Here is a 17,746-nt window from a genome sequence, read left to right as displayed (position 1 = left end):
TTCAGCCTAATGGCCGGGCGCCGCATCGTCGCGGGCCCGTCATCCCCGGCATCCGTTCCCGCGCGAGCGCCCGGCGTGTTCGGCTCGACGGAGTGCAACGAGCGCAGGGTGGGTGATCAGGTATCCGCCTGTTGACGGATAATTTCCATCGCGACGGCGGTCCCGTGCTCGTTCGACATCACCTCGGCGGCGACATTGACTGCGTGTCGATACTTCGTCGAGTCTGTCAGCGCTTCGCCGACGTGGTGAGCGTTCAGACGTCTGCGGGGGATTGGTGCGGGCGCCAGGCCTCTTTCGTGCAGTCGGGCTCCCCAGAACGGTTGGTCGGCGATGAAGGGGACCACGATGGAGACGGCTCCCGCGCGAGTTGCGGCCTGAAGCGTTCCGATCCCGCCGTGGTGGATGGCGGCTTCGGCGTGGGGTAGTACCAGATCGTGGTCTACCGATGGAACGACCAGGACGTCGTCGCCGAGCAGATCGTCGCCGATCCGCAGTCCGCCGAGTCCTGTGGCGATCAGCGCCCGCGAGCCGCGGTCACGAATGCCCTGGAGTACTTCTCTGCCGCGGATGGATGGATCCCCCGCCGCCATCGATCCGAATCCCGCGTACACGAACCGTCCTTCTGCGATGAATGAGGCAACGTCCTCGCGCAGGGTGGAATCAGCCGACTCGGTGCGCCAGGGTCCTGTCAGGTGCACCGATTCGGGCCAGTCTTCTGGCCTTTCGAGGATCGCCGGGCTGATCGGCAGCAGCGTGGCGGCGGGAGGCGCGGGGCGGCGCCGCGTTGCGCCGACGAGTCCAGCCACTTCGGTGAGGTCAGAACGGAACATCCGGGCGCTCAGTCCGGCCGCTCGATAGGTGAGCCGGTTGAGGGCTCCGAGATTGCGGGTTGTCGTGCCGGCGGCGGGGAAGGCCCTGGTGGGTGTCATGGACGGCACGGTCTCGACGAGGACATGGGGTATGCCCAGCGCCTCGCAGACGAGCGGCGCGGAAAGCACTTTCGGGTGTGAAATCAGTACGTCGGGTCGATACTCCATCGCAGCACGCGCGGTCTGAACGATCACTGCGTGCATGGTTGGGCGAACGACTTCCCGGAACGACCGGATGGCGGCCCAGGCCGACACGCCTTGCTCTTCGATCATGCGTGTGTAGTCGACACCCATGCTGACGACGTCGATGCCCGACAGGCCAACCCCGGAGCTGTCCGGCGCGGCCAGACGCACCTCATGCCCTTCGAACATTGCTCGTCGAGCGAGAGCAGCGAACGGCTCGACATCACCTCGTGAACCGGCGGTGGCGAGCAGAAGTCTCACTGATCTTGCCTTTGCTGCGAAGCATCCACCCGGTGTGGGGGGTCCATCCTGTGTGAGGTGTCCACGAAGAGTCCTCGCGCATAGATGTCGGCGATCGGGCCTGCCACGCGAGCGATTCCCGCCTGAGCGTCACCCCCCGCCCAACGAGCCAGTTGAGCTGCGAGAAAGAACGGGGCGACTCCCAGGGTCAGTAATGCCGCAGCTTGCGCATCGACGTCGCTCGACGCGGTCATGGTTCCTGAATCCACTCCCACATCCAGTGCGTTGCGGGCCGATTCCAGGAGGCGGTCAAACAAACTGTCGCTGGCCTCGCCAGCTTCGTAAAGCATGCGGGCGATATAGGGACCAAACTGGCTCGCTGCATGCGCGATTACGTCCGCCGCGTCACTCGCATCTTTGGCCCCAATAAAGTGAACCACCCGTTCATCGCACTCGCGTCGCAGGTTTTCCTTACTACCGAAGTGGTGGAGGACGAGCCCCGCGCTGACTCCCGCCGCGTCCGCGATTGCCCGCACTGTCGTCGAGCGGAAGCCGTTCGCACTGAACAGCTCGAGTGCCGCTTCGAGAATGCGGCCCCGTGCCGTGATGTCTCTACCATCCAGTACTGAACGCATGTTCAATATTCTGACCCATCAATTAGTCTATGTCCACCTGACGCGGCGATCGAGGCGGTCTCCGGCTTTAGGCACATCGTTCCCGCGGAGGGAGGCTTCGCCTTCAGCCTCTACGTGAGGGGATTGCTCGACAGCGCCTCTCGGGCGCTCGAGTGGCCGTCCACATCGCCCGAAATCGCCGCGCTCATCCGTGACGCCGAGCGCCTCATCGAACAAGGGCGCGAAGAAGGCGTTGTGGCGATGGAGGCCGCGCTGTCGCGGATGCCGTGACCGGCATGACGACCATGCGGGGCAAGCCGACCTGGCGATCCCCGTACGAGCAATGCCCGCAAGTGGCACCGATCCGCGCGTTGCTTCGCTTATTCAGCGGTGAGACCGGTGACGGTGTAGTCCCGCTTGATCGCTGCGGTCTCCGCTCCCCACGTACTCTCCGCTACTCGCGCCTGGTGCGCGTGGAAGGCGTCTTCGTTGCCGAAGCGCTCGGTGACATCCCACACGAGCGACGACCCGCGGCGCGTGACCTCGAAGAGGAGGCAGCCTGGTTCGGCACGGGTCAACAGAACATGCTGAGGAAGTAAGTCCTCGATGACCTCGGCTTCCGAGGGCGAGGCGCAGACCAGCTTGCCGGTGAGCGTGACTTCGGTCATTCGACCAACCTAGATCACGGCGGCTCCTGCTCACCCGCGATCCGTCACTGCGCGTTGCTCGCAAGTTCCGCTCACCGTCCGTGCTTGTTCTGATGCTGCTCGAGTCCGCCCAGACGTTCGAGGGGGTTGGCCGCGAGCTTGTCGATGAGGCCGCCATCGACGAGTCGCTTCGCGGCCGTATCGGGCTTGCGCGTTGCCTGGTCGCTGACGCATGAGCCGAACTCCGCGGCGATCGTTCCTCGGGGGTGGGCAGCGAGCACCTCGCGCCGGAAGTCCTCCGGCAGAGCATCCGGCCTCGCGCCGGAGATGTCCAGTCCTGTGGCGATCTCGAGTAGGTAGCCCTCGGCGTCCAACGCGGGATCGACACTCGTCCAGTTGTGTCGCACGATCACCTCGAGCACTCGATCGCGCCGGTGCGCGGGCCAGCCTGCTCCCGCTGTAAGCGCGACACCGACGTGCCCACCGGCGTGCTCGTAGGAGATCCGGTGGTTATCGAACTCCGCCACAGTGCCGATGTCGTGCAGGACGGCCGACACGTACAGCAGCTCGTGGTCGATGTCGGTGATGCCGTCGACCTGCGCGAAGGCCTCGGCCCAGAGCCAGGAGCGCAGCGCGTGAGCCGTGATTGCGGGGGACTGGTACTGCGTGGCGAGGTCGAGGGCACCCCGGGCAGCAGGAGTATCGAGCACGGGGAAGTCTGCGATGCGCATGCCTACATCCTGCGGGCGCGTGTGCACCTTCGATACAGGCGGGTGCGACAGCGATCGTCCGAAAACAGCCATCCCCTTGCGGACGTCCCTTCGGGAGTCTTGCCGCCGAGAGCGTGTGGATCACAGGGGTCCGATGACCTCTTCAGGGTCCGCGTGAAGCTCGAGTTGATCCAGAAGTGGCTCCAGTTCGCGCTCTTCAAATCGGAAATGCGACTCCATGATCGCTGCGAGGCCCTGCAAATGCTGCGCGAGCGCCGTGGGCGGCTCAGCCGAGCGCACCACCACGTCGAATCGAGCGAGGAGAGTCGCCATCATGTCGTGATCCTGCCGGAGCTTGGTGACGATGCGTGCGGCGTCAGGGTGTTGTGTGACGACGGCGGGGAACAGCAGCGCATCCTCACCGCGGTGATGCCCATCGAGAGCCGCGCAGAAGCCGTGGCAGAAGAGCAACAGATCTCGCGACGCGTCTGGGATGTCCTCACTGGCGCGTGCTGCCTCTTGCGCTGCAGCGAGTGCGAGGCGAAGCCGATCGTGCGCGTCGAGAAGCTGACGGCGCCACGCGACGAGCCGGGGAATGTCGCTCACGCGAGGATATCGGTACGAGCTTTCATAGTGACCGCCTTGTTCGAGCGCCAACCAGACCATGAGATCCGACGGCGCGCGACCAGTTTACGCGCGCATCTAGTCGACGACGCCAGTGGATCGGACGGTCCCTATTCGCGCAGCGCACGCTGGGAGACGTAAGCGTTCGCTATCGGTCGGCCAGCGCTCGTCAGATTGGTGCGATCTCCGCCTCGAGAGGGAGGCTTACGGTCCGCGCGGTGCGTAGCCTCCAGTCATGGACATTGCGTCAATGATCATGGGCGCCTCGATTGCTTCGATCGCCTGGGTTGCTTTCGTGCCGTGGTCGAAGCTCAGGCGTCTCAAGGAGCTCGACGACCAGGCAGGTGGGAGCGCGAGCGACTAGCGACTGACCTGATCCGATACGCGGTGTTGAAGGTCGACGAGCGCCGCAGGAGGTTCCCTGAACGGGCACTCGCATACCGATTGGTGATGATCGGCTCGGTGAGCGCCACCGTCGACAGCCCGTATCGACCTCCGTCTGGAGCACCCGGGTGCCGTGACCCGTCGGGGTGGCTTTCGTCCACAGCTCGACTGGGGGGTTACGCGGCTGCAGAGACGGTGTCGACGAGTGCGCCGTCGACGAGGTTGACGACACCGTGCATGCGGGGCAGGTGGACGAGATCGTGGGTGACGAGCAGCGTCGAGGTGTTCAGCTCGTCGGTAAGGCGGAGGATGAGCTGGATGATGCTGGCGCCGCGTTCCTGGTCAAGGGCACTGGTGGGTTCGTCGACGAGGAGCGCGCTGGGGTCGTTCATCAGGGCGCGGGCGATGTTCACTCGCTGGCGTTGACCTCCGGAGAGCTGATGGGGTCGTTTGTCTCGGTGGTCGGCGAGTCCAACCGCATCCAGAAGCGTCTCGGCTCGTTTGGCCGCGTTGCCCCGGTTCCGTCGGGAGTGGCGTGCGCCGAGCTCGTTCATGACGGACAGCTGCTCGAGCGCGGTCAGGGACGGGATGAGGTTGGGCTGCTGGAAAACGATGCCGATCTTGTTCCGGCGGGTCTCAGTCGCTTCGCCGGGGGCGAGGAGGGTGGCATCGACGTCGTCGATGATGACCTGCCCGGAGTCGGGGCGGAGGAGGGTCGCGGCGACGGCGAGGAGGCTGGATTTCCCGGAGCCGCTGGGGCCGGTGATGCCGGTAACGGTTCCTGGGTGAGCGGTGAGGCTGACCTGGTTGACAGCGGTGACGCGATTGTCGCCGTCGGGGAAGGTGAGGGTGATGTTGTCGAGGCGGATCATCGGTTGCTCCCGAGGGCGGTGAGGGGGTCGGCGGATGTGACAGAGCGGAGCGCGAATGCGGCTCCAGCGAGGCCGAGCGTGATCATGATCGCGCCGGGCAGCAGTGTCGTGAGGGGGTTCAGGAGGAACGGTAGGGCGGTGCCGGCGAGGGCGCCGAAGAGGGTGACCAGTCCCAACCCGACTCCTATCCCCAGGAGCAGAACGATCAGCGCCTGACCCAGTGCGTCCCGGACCAGTGAGGAGGTGCTGGCGCCGAGTGCTTTGAGTACTGCGATGTCGCCCTTGCGTTGCATGGTCCAGACGGTGAAGAACGCGCCGATGACCAGGCCGGAGATCCCGAACAGCATGCTGACCATCAGCAGAAGCGACCCGATCTCGGAGCGGAACGCGCTGAGCGCGGTCAACGACCCGAGAACGGTCTGGGAGACGGTGGAGTTCGCGGTGTCTGTGATCTCCCAGTCCGGCGACCCGGTGACGGCGAGGACCGTCGCGTAAGCGTCGGGGTTGCCGGTGGCTGCCGAGTAGGCCTGCCAATCGGAAAGGGTCATCTCCACTACGGGGGTGTGGCTGTACCAGGCATCACCAGCGATCGTTTCGACCGTGTACGTGGTCCCTGCGATCGTCACGTCATCGCCGGTGGTGATGTCGAGGTCTTTGGCTGCGGGAGCGGAAAGACTCACCCGGCCGCCCTGAGAGGGAGCGGTGGTGTTGAACCCGGGCTGCACGCCGAAGATGGCTATCGCGATTCGGGCGTCGCCAGCCTCTGCCCGAGTCTGGCTGATCCCGATCGGTTCTGCTGAGGTGACGCCGGCGGCGGTGTTCCAGGCAGTGGTCTGCTGTTCGGTGATGGTGGAATCGGAGAAGCTTGCAGCCGCGCCGTCCATGGTGGGCGCAGAGAACACAACCCGATCTGCAGCAATCGACAGGACGGCGGAGATGTTCTGGGTGGCAAGGCCACCGGTGAGGCCGCTGAGGAACCCGACGAGAACGGTGATGAGGGCGACGACCGACCCGATCAAGACGAATCGGCCGCGGGCGAAGCGTAGGTCGCGGAGCGCGACGAACATGAGATTCCTTTCCGGTCACCCGACCTGGGGACACGTACCACTTTTCCTTTCTCGACGTGCCATCTCATCGGCCGCCGGCACAGGCTTTGCCGACTGAAGGGTGGTTGGGGAAGTCGTCCTTTCGGACGATGCCGCAGTCATGGCGATGCGTAAGATTCGGTCCATGCCCCACACCGCGCTCACCCCGGTATTCGTGGGTCTTCGCACCGGGCTGCATGTCCTTTTCGCCGCTCTCGCCGTTCTGGTCATCGTCCGCGCGGTGATCTCACCAACGGAGAGTAGCGTCGCCGCGATCGTCCTCACCCTGGTGATTCTCGTCACCTACGGGATCGGAGCGGTGAAGACCAGGACCACACGTCACCGTGGTCGCGTCCTGCGCCTGCTGTGGTTGGCGACGCTCAGTCTGGAGTGGGTAATCCTCCTCTGGCTGACACCCGAAGCTGCGTACCTCGTCTTCCCGTTGTTCTTCCTCTACCTCAATCTCCTCGGCCCGTGGTGGGGCGCTGCCGCGATCGTCGTCGCTACCGTGACCGCCATCTGTGCGCTGGGCATCCACAGCGGATGGAGTCTCGGCGGAGTCATCGGGCCGTTGGTCGGCGCGGGTGTCGCCCTTCTGATCGGTCTCGGCTACCAAGCTCTGGCCCGCGAGGCGGAGCAACGCGAAGTCCTCATGCGCGAACTACTCGCCACCAGAGGCCAGCTCGCGGCGACCGAACACGAGTCCGGAGTCCTCGCCGAACGCGCCCGGCTGGCTCGCGAAATCCACGACACCCTCGCCCAAGGCCTGTCCAGCATCCAGATGCTGCTCTACGCCGCCGAGAAGGCCGACCCCGAACGCCCTGGGGCCGAACACATTCGGCTTGCCCGAGACACCGCGGCCAGCAATCTTGCTGATGCACGCCGGTTCATCCGCGAACTCACCCCGCCCGACCTCGACGACCGCGGCCTCGGCGGAGCGCTGCGGAGGCTCGCCGACTCTCAATGGGCTGCGCAAGGCCTCCACGTCAACGTGCGTGTATCCGACACACTCGAACTACCGATGCACGTCCAGACGGCGCTGCTGCGGATCGCGCAGGGAGCCATCGCCAACGTCATCCAGCACGCACAAGCCACCACCGCGACGATCACTCTCGCCGCCGATCACGAGCGGCTGCAGTTCACCATCGCCGACGACGGCAAAGGCTTCGAGCCTCACCTGGCAGTCATCGAATCGCGCGGGCGCTCCGATTCATTCGGGCTCCAGGCAACCCGCGAACGAGCAGAACAACTCGGTGGCAGCCTCGTCGTAGACACGCAGCCCGGCGAAGGCACACAGCTGACCATCGAGCTCACCCTGGAGCAGACGACATGATCCGGCTTCTCATCGCCGACGACCACCCCATCGTCCGCGCGGGACTGGTGGCTCTCTTCGCCCTCGAGGGGGACATAGACGTCATCGCGGAAGCTGCCACACCCGACGAAGCGGTGTCCGCCGCAGAGCACAGCAACCCCGACGTCGTACTGATCGATCTCCAGTTCGGCGCGCAAGCCACAGCCACCGGAGCCGACGCCACCCGGCGTATCCGTGCCCTCGACGCGGCCCCTTATGTCCTCGTACTGACCAACTACGATACGGATGCCGACATTCTCGGCGCCGTGGAAGCCGGCGCCAGCGGCTACCTCCTCAAGGATGCCCCACCCCACGAGCTCGCAGCAGCCGTCCGCGCCGCCGCCGCAGGCGAAAGCGCCCTCGCACCCGTCATCGCCTCGAGACTCTTAGACCGCATGCGAGCACCCCAAGCGAACCTCAGCAGTCGCGAGATACAAGTACTCGAGCTCGTCGCAGCCGGCCATTCCAACACCGACATCGCAACAGAACTATTCGTCAGCGAGACCACCGTCAAATCCCACCTCGCCCACATCTTCACCAAGCTCGCCGTCACCTCACGCACCGCAGCGGTATCCGCAGCCAGACAACGCGGCATCCTGCGCTAATCCCGCGGCACGACATCAGCCCGCGGGACACGGACGTCCGCAACACGGTCGACTATCGCGCCACAATGAGCGCCGCGACGGCCGCGCCAAGGGAAGCGACAGCTACTGCCAGCGAACTCCACGCCGTCCATCGAGTGAAACGCTCGACCGCTAGGAGGCCGACCACACGCCGAGTTCGTTGCCGCTCGGGTCGAGGAAGTGGAAGCGGCGGCCGCCGGGAAATTCATAGGGACCGTTCACGACAGTGCCGCCGGCCCGGGTGACGCGCTCGACGGCGTCCTCGATGTCATCGGCGTAGAGGAGAACAAGGGGGCCACCTCGGGTGACTGTCTCTGCGAGGAGCAGCCCGCCGGCTTCTTCGCCGTCGCTTCCCGATTCAGCCGCGGTGCGGATGCCAGAGTATTGGTCGCCGTATATGGCGAATGACCATCCGAACGCGGCGCGATAGAAGTCGCGAGCGGCCTGCATGTCGGTGACTGAGATCTCGATGTAGTCGATCGTGAACGGAATCGAGTGCGCGTGCGCGGTCATTCGCTCATCATCGGGCACACCCCCGACATCGCACGCTATGGAGCTGCGCGGAGGCGGGTCCCGATACGCGCGGCTATCAACGTCGGATTTCGCGGGTCGTTCTAGGGCGTGAAATCCCGTGATGGTCTCAAGCGGGGTCACGACGGGGGTGTTCCCGCCGACCGAGTGGGGCGGGACATGCTCGCGACTGGTCGGACCGGGCGCGAGACAGATCGGACAGATGCCGAGGTCGATGAATTCGAACGGGACCGACAAGGGCGGGGAAGGTGATCTCGTCCCCAACGGGACGGGGCACCCGGGCTTCCAGCGTGGACCCGTCGTTCAAACGGAGCGTCGCGCGGCTGAGCTCGGGGATCCCCCGGCCGTCTGCCTTCCGGAATACGCTCTCGGTCACGCCTGCGGTCTGGCTGCGGGTCCCGGTGTGTGTGTCATCGCCGGATCGTGCAGGCGGCGGTCTCCGACGCGCTGTGCGCCTCGATGCTCCAAGGTGTACGGCGCGAAGTGCTGAGTCGTTACTGCAACGCGCTGCGAGTGGAAATGCTCAGGGCGATACGGGTTTCCCGCTAGCGTTCCTGGAGAGATCGTGTCAATGACGGAGTTGAAATGGCAGAAGAGAACTCTTGGAACACCGCGCGCCTGATCCCAACGTCTGGGATCAACGGCGCCGAGGAGCAAGAGCGACGAGCGACATCCGCTCTCCTTGCGGTTATGAGTTCGGTGAAGGAGTACGGCCGGGTGATAACGGGTCGTATGGGTGCGCCAGCGGGGGTGCTCGAGACGTTCATCGAGGTGCCGTTCCTCTTGGGCGACAGGAAGGTGTTCCCCGACGGCCTCATCCGCGTAAAGCGTGGCAGCAAGGTCTGGACCGCGCTCGTCGAGGTCAAGACAGGCAACAACGAGCTACAGCGGGAGCAGCTGGAGAACTATCTGGACGTCGCGCGGGAGCACCGCTTCGACGCGTTGCTGACGATCTCGAACGAGATCCCGCCGGCGGCTGGCACGCACCCGACCGTCGTCGATAAGCGGAAGTCCAAGTACGCCGCCATGCACCACCTGTCGTGGACAGAAGTGCTGACGGCCGCGATCATGCAGAAGGAATTTCGTGGAGTAGCTGACCCTGACCAGGCATGGATCCTGGGCGAGTTGATCCGGTACCTCGAGCACCCGAAGTCAGGTGCCGTCGAGTTCACGGACATGGGTCCGAGCTGGGTCCCCGTTCGGGAGTCCGTGTCGAGTGGCACTCTCCGGAAGAGCGATAAGGACGCCTCGCAGGTGGCCGGCCGATTTGATGCACTGCTGCGCTACGGTGCGCTCAAACTCGGCCAGCGACTTGGCGCTGACGTGACTCAAGTCTTGTCGAAGGCGGAGGTCGCCAACCCGGCGCTCCGAATTGCGGCCGTCACAGACATGCTGGTCAACGACGGCAAGATGTCCGGCGCAATCCGGATTCCAAACGCGGTGTCCCCTTTGACCGTGACTGTCGATATCCGCGCCGCGCAGATCACCTGCTCCTTCTCCACAAGCGCTCCCGCCGAGGGACGACCCACCACGAGGGTCAACTGGCTACTTCGTCAACTGAAGGATGCGCCAGACACGCTCCGGCTGGAGGCATTCGCCGTGCGTCAACGAGGCGGCACCGCTGAGCTTCTGAAGACCGCCCGCGAGGATCCCGGAGTCCTTGTCGTTGATCCCACAAAGGAGATCAAGTCGTTCACCATCACTTACATCGGGAAGATGGGCGGCGCGCGGCTCGCCGGTAGATCCGGATTCATCGACTCAGTGATGGACGCGATCCTCGAGTCCTACGACCTTGTTGGCCAGCGACTTAAGGATTGGTCTGCCGCGCCGCCTCGGCTGCGCAAGCCCGAAGAGGTCGAGGTGGACCAGGCGGTGTCCAAGGACATCCCGTCGGCTGCGCTCTCCTCCCAAGACGACGAGCTACCGAAGCGCCCCGCAACACCCTGACCGTCCGCGGGAGCGCCAGGACCGACCCGACGAAGGCCACACATACAGGCCGACGACTGGAGCAGACGGACCCGAAAGACGGTCCCTCCGCGTCCGGCTGCGCAACCACTCGGATCCAGCCACCCGACGCCGAGCCACCTCCCAGGTGCGAGCGGTACGCTGGTGGGGATAGGCGAACTTCTCATTCGTCTCGCCCCGGCTGTGTGGTAACAGTCGGGGCTTTCTCTTTGTGTGGGATGGTCAGCGCGTCCGCGCCTATGTCGGATGCGCCGTGCGGGGCGATGCCCCGCTGCCTGCGAGGCTCAAACTCGCGGCGACGCACTTGGCAAAGGGGCGAGGAGAAGCGGCATCCACCCCGCACTGCAGCCGTCAGCCGAAGATGAGGGAGAGGACCGTCGCGCCGCCGCCCACGAGGATCAGCGCGATGATGACGGTCCACGCGATGACCTTCATGCGCCTCGCGCGCTTGTCGGCAAAGCCGCTGTACTCGTCGGCATCACTCACGCGGGAACCTCCGTGACGGTCGGGCCGAAGGCGGCCGGTAGGGTCTGGGTCGACGTGCCGCGCAGTTCGGACAGCGGCACGGTGAACAGGTCTTGCACCTCGAGCGCGGGCTCATCCCCGTCGGCGGCGGGGTCGGTCACGCCGATGCGCAGCACCGGGTAGCCCCGGCCCTCGCACAGCCCGCGGAACTTCACGTCCTCTTCGCGCGGCACGGTCACGATCACGCGGCCGGTCGACTCGCTGAAGAGTGCCGTCGCGGCATCCACGCCATCGCGCTCCATGATCTCGCGCAGCCACACGCGGGCACCGACGCCGAAGCGCATGACGCCCTCCGCGAGCGACTGGGCGAGCCCGCCGGCCGACAGATCGTGGGCGCTCGAGACGAGTTCCTGCTGCGATGCCGCGCGGATGAGCTCGGCGAGACGCTTCTCGGCAGCGAGATCGACCGCCGGCGGACGGCCGCCGAGGTGGTCGTGAACCGTGTCGGCCCAGGCCGATCCGCTGAGCTCGGTGGCGGTGATGCCGAGCAGGTAGATGTTCTCCCCGGCATCCTGCCAGCCCGACGGAATGCGGCGGGCGACGTCATCGATGATGCCGAGCACGCCGACGACCGGGGTCGGGAAGATCGGGGTGTCGCCGGTCTGGTTGTAGAAGCTCACGTTGCCGCCGGTGACGGGGATCGACAGGTCGAAGCAGCCGTCGGCGAGGCCGTCGACGGCCTGCCCGAACTGCCACATGACCTCAGGATTCTCGGGGCTGCCGAAATTGAGGCAGTCGGTGACGGCGGTCGGGGTCGCGCCGGTGACGGCGACGTTGCGGTAGGCCTCGGCGAGGGCGAGCTGGGCGCCCTGGTACGGGTCGAGCTGGCAGTAGCGGCCGTTGCAGTCGGTCGCGATCGCGAAGCCCAGTCCCGACTCCTCGTCGACGCGGATCATGCCGGCGTCATCGGGGAAGCTCAGCGCCGTGTTGCCCATCACGAAGTAGTCGTACTGGTTGGTGATCCACGACGTGTCGGCGAGGTTCGGGCTGCCCAGCAGCTGCAGGAACTGCGCGCGCAGGGTGTCGGCGTCGTCGGTGCGGGGCAGGGCCGACGCCGAGTCTTCGCGCAGCGCGTCGATCCACGTCGGGTAGGCGACCGGCCGCTCGTATACAGGGCCGTCGACGGCGACCGTGGACGGGTCGACGTTCACGATCTCTTCGCCGTGCCAGAAGATCTGCAGGCGGCCGTCACCGGTGACCTCGCCCAGGACGCTCGTCTCGACATCCCACTTGGCGGTGACGGCGAGGAACGCGTCGAGCTTGCCGGGAGCCACGATCGCCATCATGCGCTCCTGGCTCTCGCTCATGAGGATCTCTTCGGGCGTGAGCGTGGGGTCGCGCAGCAGCACGTTCTCGAGGTCGACGCGCATGCCCGACCCGCCGTTGGCGGCCAGCTCGCTGGTCGCGCACGAGATGCCGGCGGCGCCGAGGTCCTGAATGGCCTCGACCAGTTCACCCTGGTACAGCTCGAGGCAGCACTCGATGAGCACCTTCTCGGCGAAGGGGTCGCCCACCTGCACCGCGGGGCGTTTGGTGGGTCCGCCGTCGGCGAAGGTGTCGGATGCCAGGATGCTGGCGCCGCCGATGCCGTCGCCGCCGGTGCGGGCGCCGAACAGCACGACCTTGTTGCCGGCCCCCGACGCGTTGGCGAGCTTGAGGTCTTCGTGGCGCAGGACGCCGACCGCGAGAGCGTTGACGAGTGGATTGCCCTGGTAGACCGAGTCGAACACGGTCTCGCCGCCGATGTTGGGCAGGCCCAGGCAGTTGCCGTAGAACGAGATGCCGCTGGTGACGCCGTGCACGACGCGGGCGGTGTCGGGGTGATCGATGGCGCCGAAGCGCAGCTGATCCATGATCGCGACGGGGCGGGCGCCCATCGAGATGATGTCGCGGACGATGCCGCCGACGCCGGTCGCGGCGCCCTGGAACGGCTCGATGTAACTGGGGTGGTTGTGCGACTCGACCTTGAAGGTGACCGCCCAGCCTTCGCCGACGTCGACGACGCCCGCGTTCTGGCCCATGCCCACCATGAGGCGTTCCTTCATCTCGTCGGAGACCTTGTCGCCGAATCGGCGCAGGTAGATCTTCGACGACTTGTACGAGCAGTGCTCGCTCCACATGACCGAGTACATCGCCAGCTCACCGCTGGTGGGGCGACGACCGAGGATCTCGCGGATCTTCTCGTACTCGTCGGGCTTGAGGCCGAGCGCCGCGTACGGCTGCTCCTTCTCGGGCGTGGCCAGGGCATTGTCGACGGTGTCGGCGCCAGGAGAGATAACAGGGGTGCTCACGCGGCTGGACTCCAAGACTCGGGATGCCGGGGGACCTGCCCAGTCTACTCGGGCCGCCTCCACCCCCGTCGTGCCGCTGGCACTCGGAGCCGCCTCAGGTCTCGTCGTCGTCCGAGCCGCCCTCCACGACACCGATGCCCACAGCTTCGTGGCTGGGCTCCGCGTCCTTCTGCTCAGGTGCGTGGGGCTCCTCGCCCGGGTCCTTCTCGGTGCTCGGCTCCTGCAGGTCCTCCGTCGAGGGCTCCTCGTCGGGTCGATACTCCTCCTTGTCGGCCATGGCGGCTCCTTTCGATTGCGGTCAGTATGCGTCGGCACGACCGGCGACGACAGAGCCTTGACATCGGCGGCCGCCCGGTATCCCGGGCACTCCGTGGACACCGGGCGTTCGGTGCGCCAGGGTGGCAGGAGGAGGTGGGCATGATCGACCACGACTTCCCCCGCGACCTCGTCATGACCGCGGCGATCTTCGGTGTGGCCGCATTCATCTGGTCGGGCTGGGCGCAGGAGAAGCCGCCGCACTGGGTGTGGCGTGTTGTGCTCGCGGTGCTCTCGCTCACCGGCATCGCGATGGCGGCCATCAACATCCCGATCGCGATCCGCGCATGGGACACTGCCACGGCCATCGACTTCGGCGGCTCCGCCTGGACGGCGTACCTCGTCGTCTTCGCCATCGAGATCGTGGCGATCATCGGATTGGCGATCTGGGCCGCCTACGCACGGCGCACCGACCAGTTCGCGCCGCTCGTGCTGGCCGTTGTCGGCATCCACTTCATTCCCCTGGCATTCGTCTTCGGCCAGGTGATCATCGGCGTGGTCGGCGTCGTGCTCGCGTTCATCGCGGTGCTGGCGGCCCTGCTGCCGGTCGAGCGCGTCGCCCGCAGCTTCTGGTGCGGCATCCTCGCCGCGCCCGTGCTGCTGATCGCCGGTGCGGTGTGCGCGGTGGCGGGGCGGGACGCGCTGGTCTGATCGGTGGCGGGTTCCGGGCGGCACAGCAGCGAGAAAGTGTCGGGACCGCTCGCGGGTGAGCTGGCCTGTAGTCCACGAGGAAGTCCACGTCGCTGTGCTCAGGATCGACGTGGTGCGGCTGCCCGCGACGCCCGCGGGCCGGGTGGCCGCGCGATGATCCGGCTGCTCATCGTCGACGACCATCCCGTGGTGCGAGCGGGCTTGGCGGGGATGCTCTCGGACGAGCCCGGCTTCGAGGTCGTCGGCGAGGCCGCCGACGGAGATCAGGCGACGCGCATCGCGGCGGCGACCCGCCCCGACGTCGTGCTCATAGATCTGCGGATGCCAGGAGTCGGCGGCGTCGAGGCCACCGCGCCGCCGGTCAGCCGCGCACGACGAGTGCCGCGGCTGCGGCTCGGGACGGTACGTCGAGCTTCGCTCGCGCGTTCGCCACGTGCCGGTGCACCGTGTGAGCGCTGAGGAACAACGCGGACGCGATCTGTGCGTCCGTGAGTCCTTCGGCGACGAGAGTGAGGATCTCCCGCTCCCGCGGGGTGAGCCTCGCAATCAGCGGCGGCTCGGATGGCGGTCGCGCGACATCGTCGGCGACCCCGAGGTGCCGCAGCACAGGCTGCATGACGCTGTCGACATCGCCGTGCCACGGAAAGTGGTTCGCACCCTCGAGCTCGATGAATGCGGCACCGTGAAGGCGCGCCGCCAGCTCTCGTCCCAGAGGGAGCGGGATCGCACGGTCGCCGCTCCGGTGCAATACCAGGGTCGGCGCGCGCACTCGTCCGACGTCGTCGGAGGCATCGAGGGAGTAGACCGCGGCGAGGGCCGCCGCCGCACGATCGGCACTGGCGATCCGGCGCTGGCATTCGGCGAAGATCTCCCGCTCCTCGGCGGTGGTGTCGGGCACGAAGATGTCCGTCAGCATCCGCGAGGTAACGCCCCAGTAGCGGCGCACGAGCTCGATCATCCCCTCCCGATCCGTCGGAGAGGCGATGTCGCGCCCGCGCACGTATCCGCCATAGAGCACGAGAGAGCGAACCCGCGCCGGTTCGTGCGACGCGCGTGCAACGGCGCCGGGACATCCCGCTGCCCCGGCGAACAGATCCGCGGTACGTGCTTTCGCATCGTCCATCACCGCGAGCACCGCGCGTGTGTGGGGCTCGATCCCCTGTGGCGCGCGGTCGGCGGACGACATCCCGATGCCGGGCGGGTCGTAGCGGATGACGGTGCGATGGCGAGCAAGCCGGAGGATGAAGTCGCGGAAGTCGTCGAACACCCAGTCCTGCTCCAGATGGCTCGACCACCAGCCGCCCATGACGAGCGGCGGACCAGTGCCGATAGACGACCACGCGACGTCTCCGTCTGCTGTCTGCACGTAGCGGATCAGCTGATCTCCCGCGGGCACGGGGCCAGTCTAGGCACGGACCGGAGCCTTCGTCAGGGTCTTCCGACGCGGTAGAACCTCCACAGCTCGTTGTCGATCGGCAGCACGTCCGGCCCGGACAGGCCGGCCTCCTCGACCCAGCGCGCGAGCACGGGTGCACGCATCACCGTGCCGTTCGCCTCTCCGTCGCCTTCGGCGATGGTCGCCGGGAGGCAGTGCAGCACGCTGAAGCCGTAGTTCAGCCGTTCGAGGAAGTCGCCGTCGGGCGTGAACTCGTCGGCGACCTTCTCGTCTCCGATCAGGATCGCCCCTTCCGGATCCAGGATGCTCGCCAGGGAGCCCAGCACCCCCGCGGGATCATTCGCATCGTGCAGCGCTTCGAAGAGCGTGACGAGCGCGGCGCCATCGGGCGCGAGCCGGCGCAGGATCCTCCGGTCCCCGGCGTCGCCGATGACGAAGCGCACGCGCTCGCCCAGCTGCGCCGTGGCAGCGTTCGCCTCGGCCTCGGTGATGGATGCCGCATCCAGGTCGACGCCGATCACGTGGGCGAGCGGGTAGCGCCGCGCAAGTGCGATCGTCGACCAGCCGGTGCCGCAACCCGCGTCGACAACGACCGACGCTCGTGTGCGGAGACGTTCATCGATCTCCGGCAGCTGTGCGAGCCACTCGCCCAGAGCCAGGGTGAACCCGGGGCGATTGAGTGACGAGATGGCGTGCCGCACGGAGGCGCCGAAGTCGGCATAGGTCACGCCCTCGCCCCGACCGAAGTCGGTCACGACGGCATCGAACGTCTCGGCCATTCCGCTGAGGAACGCTGAGACGCCTGCCATCGCGAACGGACTCTCGGCATCCAGCAGCACTTCGGCGTGCGCGGACGAGAGGGCGTAGCGACGGGCTGCCGCATCGCCGTCGACGGCGACGTCGATGATGCCGGCGGTGGCCTGCTGCTCCAGCCACTCGCGCACGTAGCGCGGCGATGCAGCACACTCCAGGGCGAGCTCGGCGACGTTCGCATCGCCCAGCTTCCGCAGTCCGGCGTAGAGGCCGCGCCGGAACCCGAGTTCGACGGTCATGAGCTCCATGGCGGGAACGATGGACTCGAAGAGGCGCGCGGCGAGAGCCTCGGCACGTGCGGTAGGGGCGAGGTCTGCCTCGCCGGCGTATGTGATGTGTTCGTTCATGCCTCCATTGCAGCGCGCAGACCTTCCGGACGGCATCCGACGAAGCGGCCATCCGCATGGCCGGAATCGGCCAGTTCGAAGCCGAGCGGCACGCGCCCATGTGCGCGGGTCCCGTCGACGTCGAGGGCGACTGCAAAGTTGTACCCAGCGGCGACACCAGTCCCGATGTTCTTCCTCGTTCACGAACAACGCTCATCCTCGGCGTGTCGTGACACTCGATGTCACATGACCGAGTGCCTGTGTCACTCAAAGCCGGTTTGTGTCATCGCAACGCGTTCCCGACAACAAAGGGTTGACACCCGGCATCCATCGGCCTAACGTACAACCAAATGGTTGTACAAAATCCTTCCCAGAACGATGAGCTGACCGATGATGAGATCGACCGGGTCTTTCAGGCGCTCGCCGCGGCGACGCGGCGCGACATCCTGCGGCGCACGATCGAGCGAGAGCAGTCGGTGTCGGCGCTGGCCGCGGAGTACGAGATGTCTTTCGCCGCGGTGCAGAAGCACGTCGCCGTGCTCCAGGCGGCCCAGCTCATCGTCAAGCGCGCCGAGGGGCGCGAGCGGCTCGTGCGGGCGGATCCCGTCATGATCGCCCGCGCTCGTGCACTGCTGGCTCGGTATGAAGACCTCTGGCGCGCACGCATCGACCGGCTCGATGCGTTGCTGGCAGAGCCCGAGAACGGAAACCTCACACCCCAAGGAGAGTGA

General features: G+C 66.5%; 21 protein-coding genes. 8 read left to right on the top strand and 13 right to left on the bottom strand.

All coding sequences use genetic code 11. From position 1 onward, the window contains the following. Positions 1 to 116: 116 nt before the first annotated feature. Both BKA10_RS11790 and BKA10_RS11785 read right to left on the bottom strand, forming a co-directional pair. Complete coding sequence (locus tag BKA10_RS11790) at positions 117 to 1,313, bottom strand: nucleotide disphospho-sugar-binding domain-containing protein (RefSeq protein ID WP_183500068.1); 1,197 nt, start codon at positions 1,311 to 1,313, stop codon at positions 117 to 119. Further along, positions 1,310 to 1,927 carry a TetR/AcrR family transcriptional regulator gene (locus tag BKA10_RS11785; RefSeq protein WP_183500067.1) on the bottom strand — a complete coding sequence of 206 codons (618 nt, stop codon included), beginning with the start codon at positions 1,925 to 1,927 and terminating at the stop codon, positions 1,310 to 1,312. Before BKA10_RS11785 ends, BKA10_RS11790 begins: the two co-directional genes overlap by 4 nt. Positions 1,928 to 2,050: 123 nt before the next feature. Here BKA10_RS11785 and BKA10_RS11780 point away from each other — a divergent pair, with 123 nt between their 5' ends. Beyond that, the gene (locus BKA10_RS11780; RefSeq protein ID WP_183500066.1) at positions 2,051 to 2,197 is read left to right on the top strand and encodes a hypothetical protein; all 147 of its coding nucleotides are present in this window, start codon (positions 2,051 to 2,053) and stop codon (positions 2,195 to 2,197) included. An 89-nt stretch (positions 2,198 to 2,286) separates the two neighbouring features. Here the strand turns inward: BKA10_RS11780 and BKA10_RS11775 are convergent, their stop codons facing one another. From BKA10_RS11775 to BKA10_RS11765, 3 genes are all read right to left on the bottom strand, one after another. Beyond that, positions 2,287 to 2,574 carry a putative quinol monooxygenase gene (locus tag BKA10_RS11775; protein ID WP_183500065.1) on the bottom strand — a complete coding sequence of 96 codons (288 nt, stop codon included), beginning with the start codon at positions 2,572 to 2,574 and terminating at the stop codon, positions 2,287 to 2,289. A gap of 71 nt (positions 2,575 to 2,645) precedes the next feature. Further along, entirely contained in the window at positions 2,646 to 3,284 is a 639-nt protein-coding gene (locus tag BKA10_RS11770) for an HD domain-containing protein (protein ID WP_183500064.1), read from the bottom strand. Positions 3,285 to 3,404: 120 nt separating this feature from the next. Further along, positions 3,405 to 3,869, bottom strand: coding sequence for a hemerythrin domain-containing protein (locus BKA10_RS11765; RefSeq protein WP_248199278.1), 465 nt, complete (start codon positions 3,867 to 3,869; stop codon positions 3,405 to 3,407). A gap of 253 nt (positions 3,870 to 4,122) precedes the next feature. Between BKA10_RS11765 and BKA10_RS16725 the strand changes: the two genes are divergently transcribed. Further along, positions 4,123 to 4,251: a hypothetical protein gene (locus tag BKA10_RS16725; RefSeq protein WP_277816592.1), complete on the top strand. Its 129-nt coding sequence runs from the start codon at positions 4,123 to 4,125 to the stop codon at positions 4,249 to 4,251. 196 nt (positions 4,252 to 4,447) lie between these two features. Here the strand turns inward: BKA10_RS16725 and BKA10_RS11760 are convergent, their stop codons facing one another. Then, positions 4,448 to 5,143: an ABC transporter ATP-binding protein gene (locus BKA10_RS11760; RefSeq protein ID WP_183500062.1), complete on the bottom strand. Its 696-nt coding sequence runs from the start codon at positions 5,141 to 5,143 to the stop codon at positions 4,448 to 4,450. Next, positions 5,140 to 6,210, bottom strand: a complete 1,071-nt coding sequence (locus BKA10_RS11755; RefSeq protein ID WP_183500061.1) for an FtsX-like permease family protein — start codon at positions 6,208 to 6,210, stop codon at positions 5,140 to 5,142. Before BKA10_RS11755 ends, BKA10_RS11760 begins: the two co-directional genes overlap by 4 nt. Before the next feature lie 163 nt (positions 6,211 to 6,373). Between BKA10_RS11755 and BKA10_RS11750 the strand changes: the two genes are divergently transcribed. Both BKA10_RS11750 and BKA10_RS11745 read left to right on the top strand, forming a co-directional pair. Then, positions 6,374 to 7,561: a sensor histidine kinase gene (locus BKA10_RS11750; protein ID WP_183500060.1), complete on the top strand. Its 1,188-nt coding sequence runs from the start codon at positions 6,374 to 6,376 to the stop codon at positions 7,559 to 7,561. After that, positions 7,558 to 8,184: a LuxR C-terminal-related transcriptional regulator gene (locus BKA10_RS11745; RefSeq protein WP_183500059.1), complete on the top strand. Its 627-nt coding sequence runs from the start codon at positions 7,558 to 7,560 to the stop codon at positions 8,182 to 8,184. The genes BKA10_RS11750 and BKA10_RS11745 overlap by 4 nt, the downstream gene beginning before the upstream one ends. A gap of 150 nt (positions 8,185 to 8,334) precedes the next feature. Here BKA10_RS11745 and BKA10_RS11740 read toward each other — a convergent pair whose 3' ends face one another. Then, positions 8,335 to 8,715, bottom strand: coding sequence for a VOC family protein (locus BKA10_RS11740; RefSeq protein WP_183500058.1), 381 nt, complete (start codon positions 8,713 to 8,715; stop codon positions 8,335 to 8,337). Between the two features lie 603 nt (positions 8,716 to 9,318). Here BKA10_RS11740 and BKA10_RS11735 point away from each other — a divergent pair. After that, a complete protein-coding gene (locus BKA10_RS11735; protein ID WP_183500057.1) occupies positions 9,319 to 10,680 on the top strand; it encodes a stress response protein in 1,362 nt (453 codons plus the stop codon). A gap of 369 nt (positions 10,681 to 11,049) precedes the next feature. Here BKA10_RS11735 and BKA10_RS16720 read toward each other — a convergent pair whose 3' ends face one another. The 3 genes from BKA10_RS16720 to BKA10_RS11725 all read right to left on the bottom strand — a co-directional run bounded on the left by BKA10_RS16720 (position 11,050) and on the right by BKA10_RS11725 (position 13,791). Further along, complete coding sequence (locus BKA10_RS16720; protein WP_277816607.1) at positions 11,050 to 11,184, bottom strand: hypothetical protein; 135 nt, start codon at positions 11,182 to 11,184, stop codon at positions 11,050 to 11,052. After that, complete coding sequence (gene purL / locus BKA10_RS11730; RefSeq protein ID WP_183500056.1) at positions 11,181 to 13,514, bottom strand: phosphoribosylformylglycinamidine synthase subunit PurL; 2,334 nt, start codon at positions 13,512 to 13,514, stop codon at positions 11,181 to 11,183. Before purL ends, BKA10_RS16720 begins: the two co-directional genes overlap by 4 nt. Positions 13,515 to 13,608: 94 nt before the next feature. After that, positions 13,609 to 13,791 carry a hypothetical protein gene (locus BKA10_RS11725; protein ID WP_183500055.1) on the bottom strand — a complete coding sequence of 61 codons (183 nt, stop codon included), beginning with the start codon at positions 13,789 to 13,791 and terminating at the stop codon, positions 13,609 to 13,611. A gap of 140 nt (positions 13,792 to 13,931) precedes the next feature. Here BKA10_RS11725 and BKA10_RS11720 point away from each other — a divergent pair, with 140 nt between their 5' ends. Together BKA10_RS11720 and BKA10_RS11715 are read left to right on the top strand one after the other, a co-directional pair. Beyond that, the gene (locus BKA10_RS11720; RefSeq protein WP_183500054.1) at positions 13,932 to 14,480 is read left to right on the top strand and encodes a hypothetical protein; all 549 of its coding nucleotides are present in this window, start codon (positions 13,932 to 13,934) and stop codon (positions 14,478 to 14,480) included. Between the two features lie 153 nt (positions 14,481 to 14,633). Continuing rightward, positions 14,634 to 14,939, top strand: a complete 306-nt coding sequence (locus tag BKA10_RS11715; protein ID WP_372491446.1) for a response regulator transcription factor — start codon at positions 14,634 to 14,636, stop codon at positions 14,937 to 14,939. Here the strand turns inward: BKA10_RS11715 and BKA10_RS16950 are convergent. After that, positions 14,842 to 15,876, bottom strand: coding sequence for an alpha/beta fold hydrolase (locus BKA10_RS16950; protein ID WP_183500053.1), 1,035 nt, complete (start codon positions 15,874 to 15,876; stop codon positions 14,842 to 14,844). The two genes, BKA10_RS11715 and BKA10_RS16950, sit on opposite strands and share 98 nt — an antisense overlap. Before the next feature lie 32 nt (positions 15,877 to 15,908). After that, a complete protein-coding gene (locus BKA10_RS11705; protein ID WP_183500052.1) occupies positions 15,909 to 17,036 on the bottom strand; it encodes a class I SAM-dependent methyltransferase in 1,128 nt (375 codons plus the stop codon). 329 nt (positions 17,037 to 17,365) lie between these two features. On the opposite strand from BKA10_RS11705, the gene BKA10_RS11700 reads away from it, so the two are divergent. Then, positions 17,366 to 17,746: an ArsR/SmtB family transcription factor gene (locus BKA10_RS11700; protein WP_183500051.1), complete on the top strand. Its 381-nt coding sequence runs from the start codon at positions 17,366 to 17,368 to the stop codon at positions 17,744 to 17,746.

Source organism: Microbacterium invictum (genome assembly GCF_014197265.1).
In the GTDB taxonomy this organism is placed as follows: domain Bacteria; phylum Actinomycetota; class Actinomycetes; order Actinomycetales; family Microbacteriaceae; genus Microbacterium; species Microbacterium invictum.
Note: the sequence above shows the minus strand (reverse complement) of the source record. Positions and strands in the feature narration are given on the sequence as shown.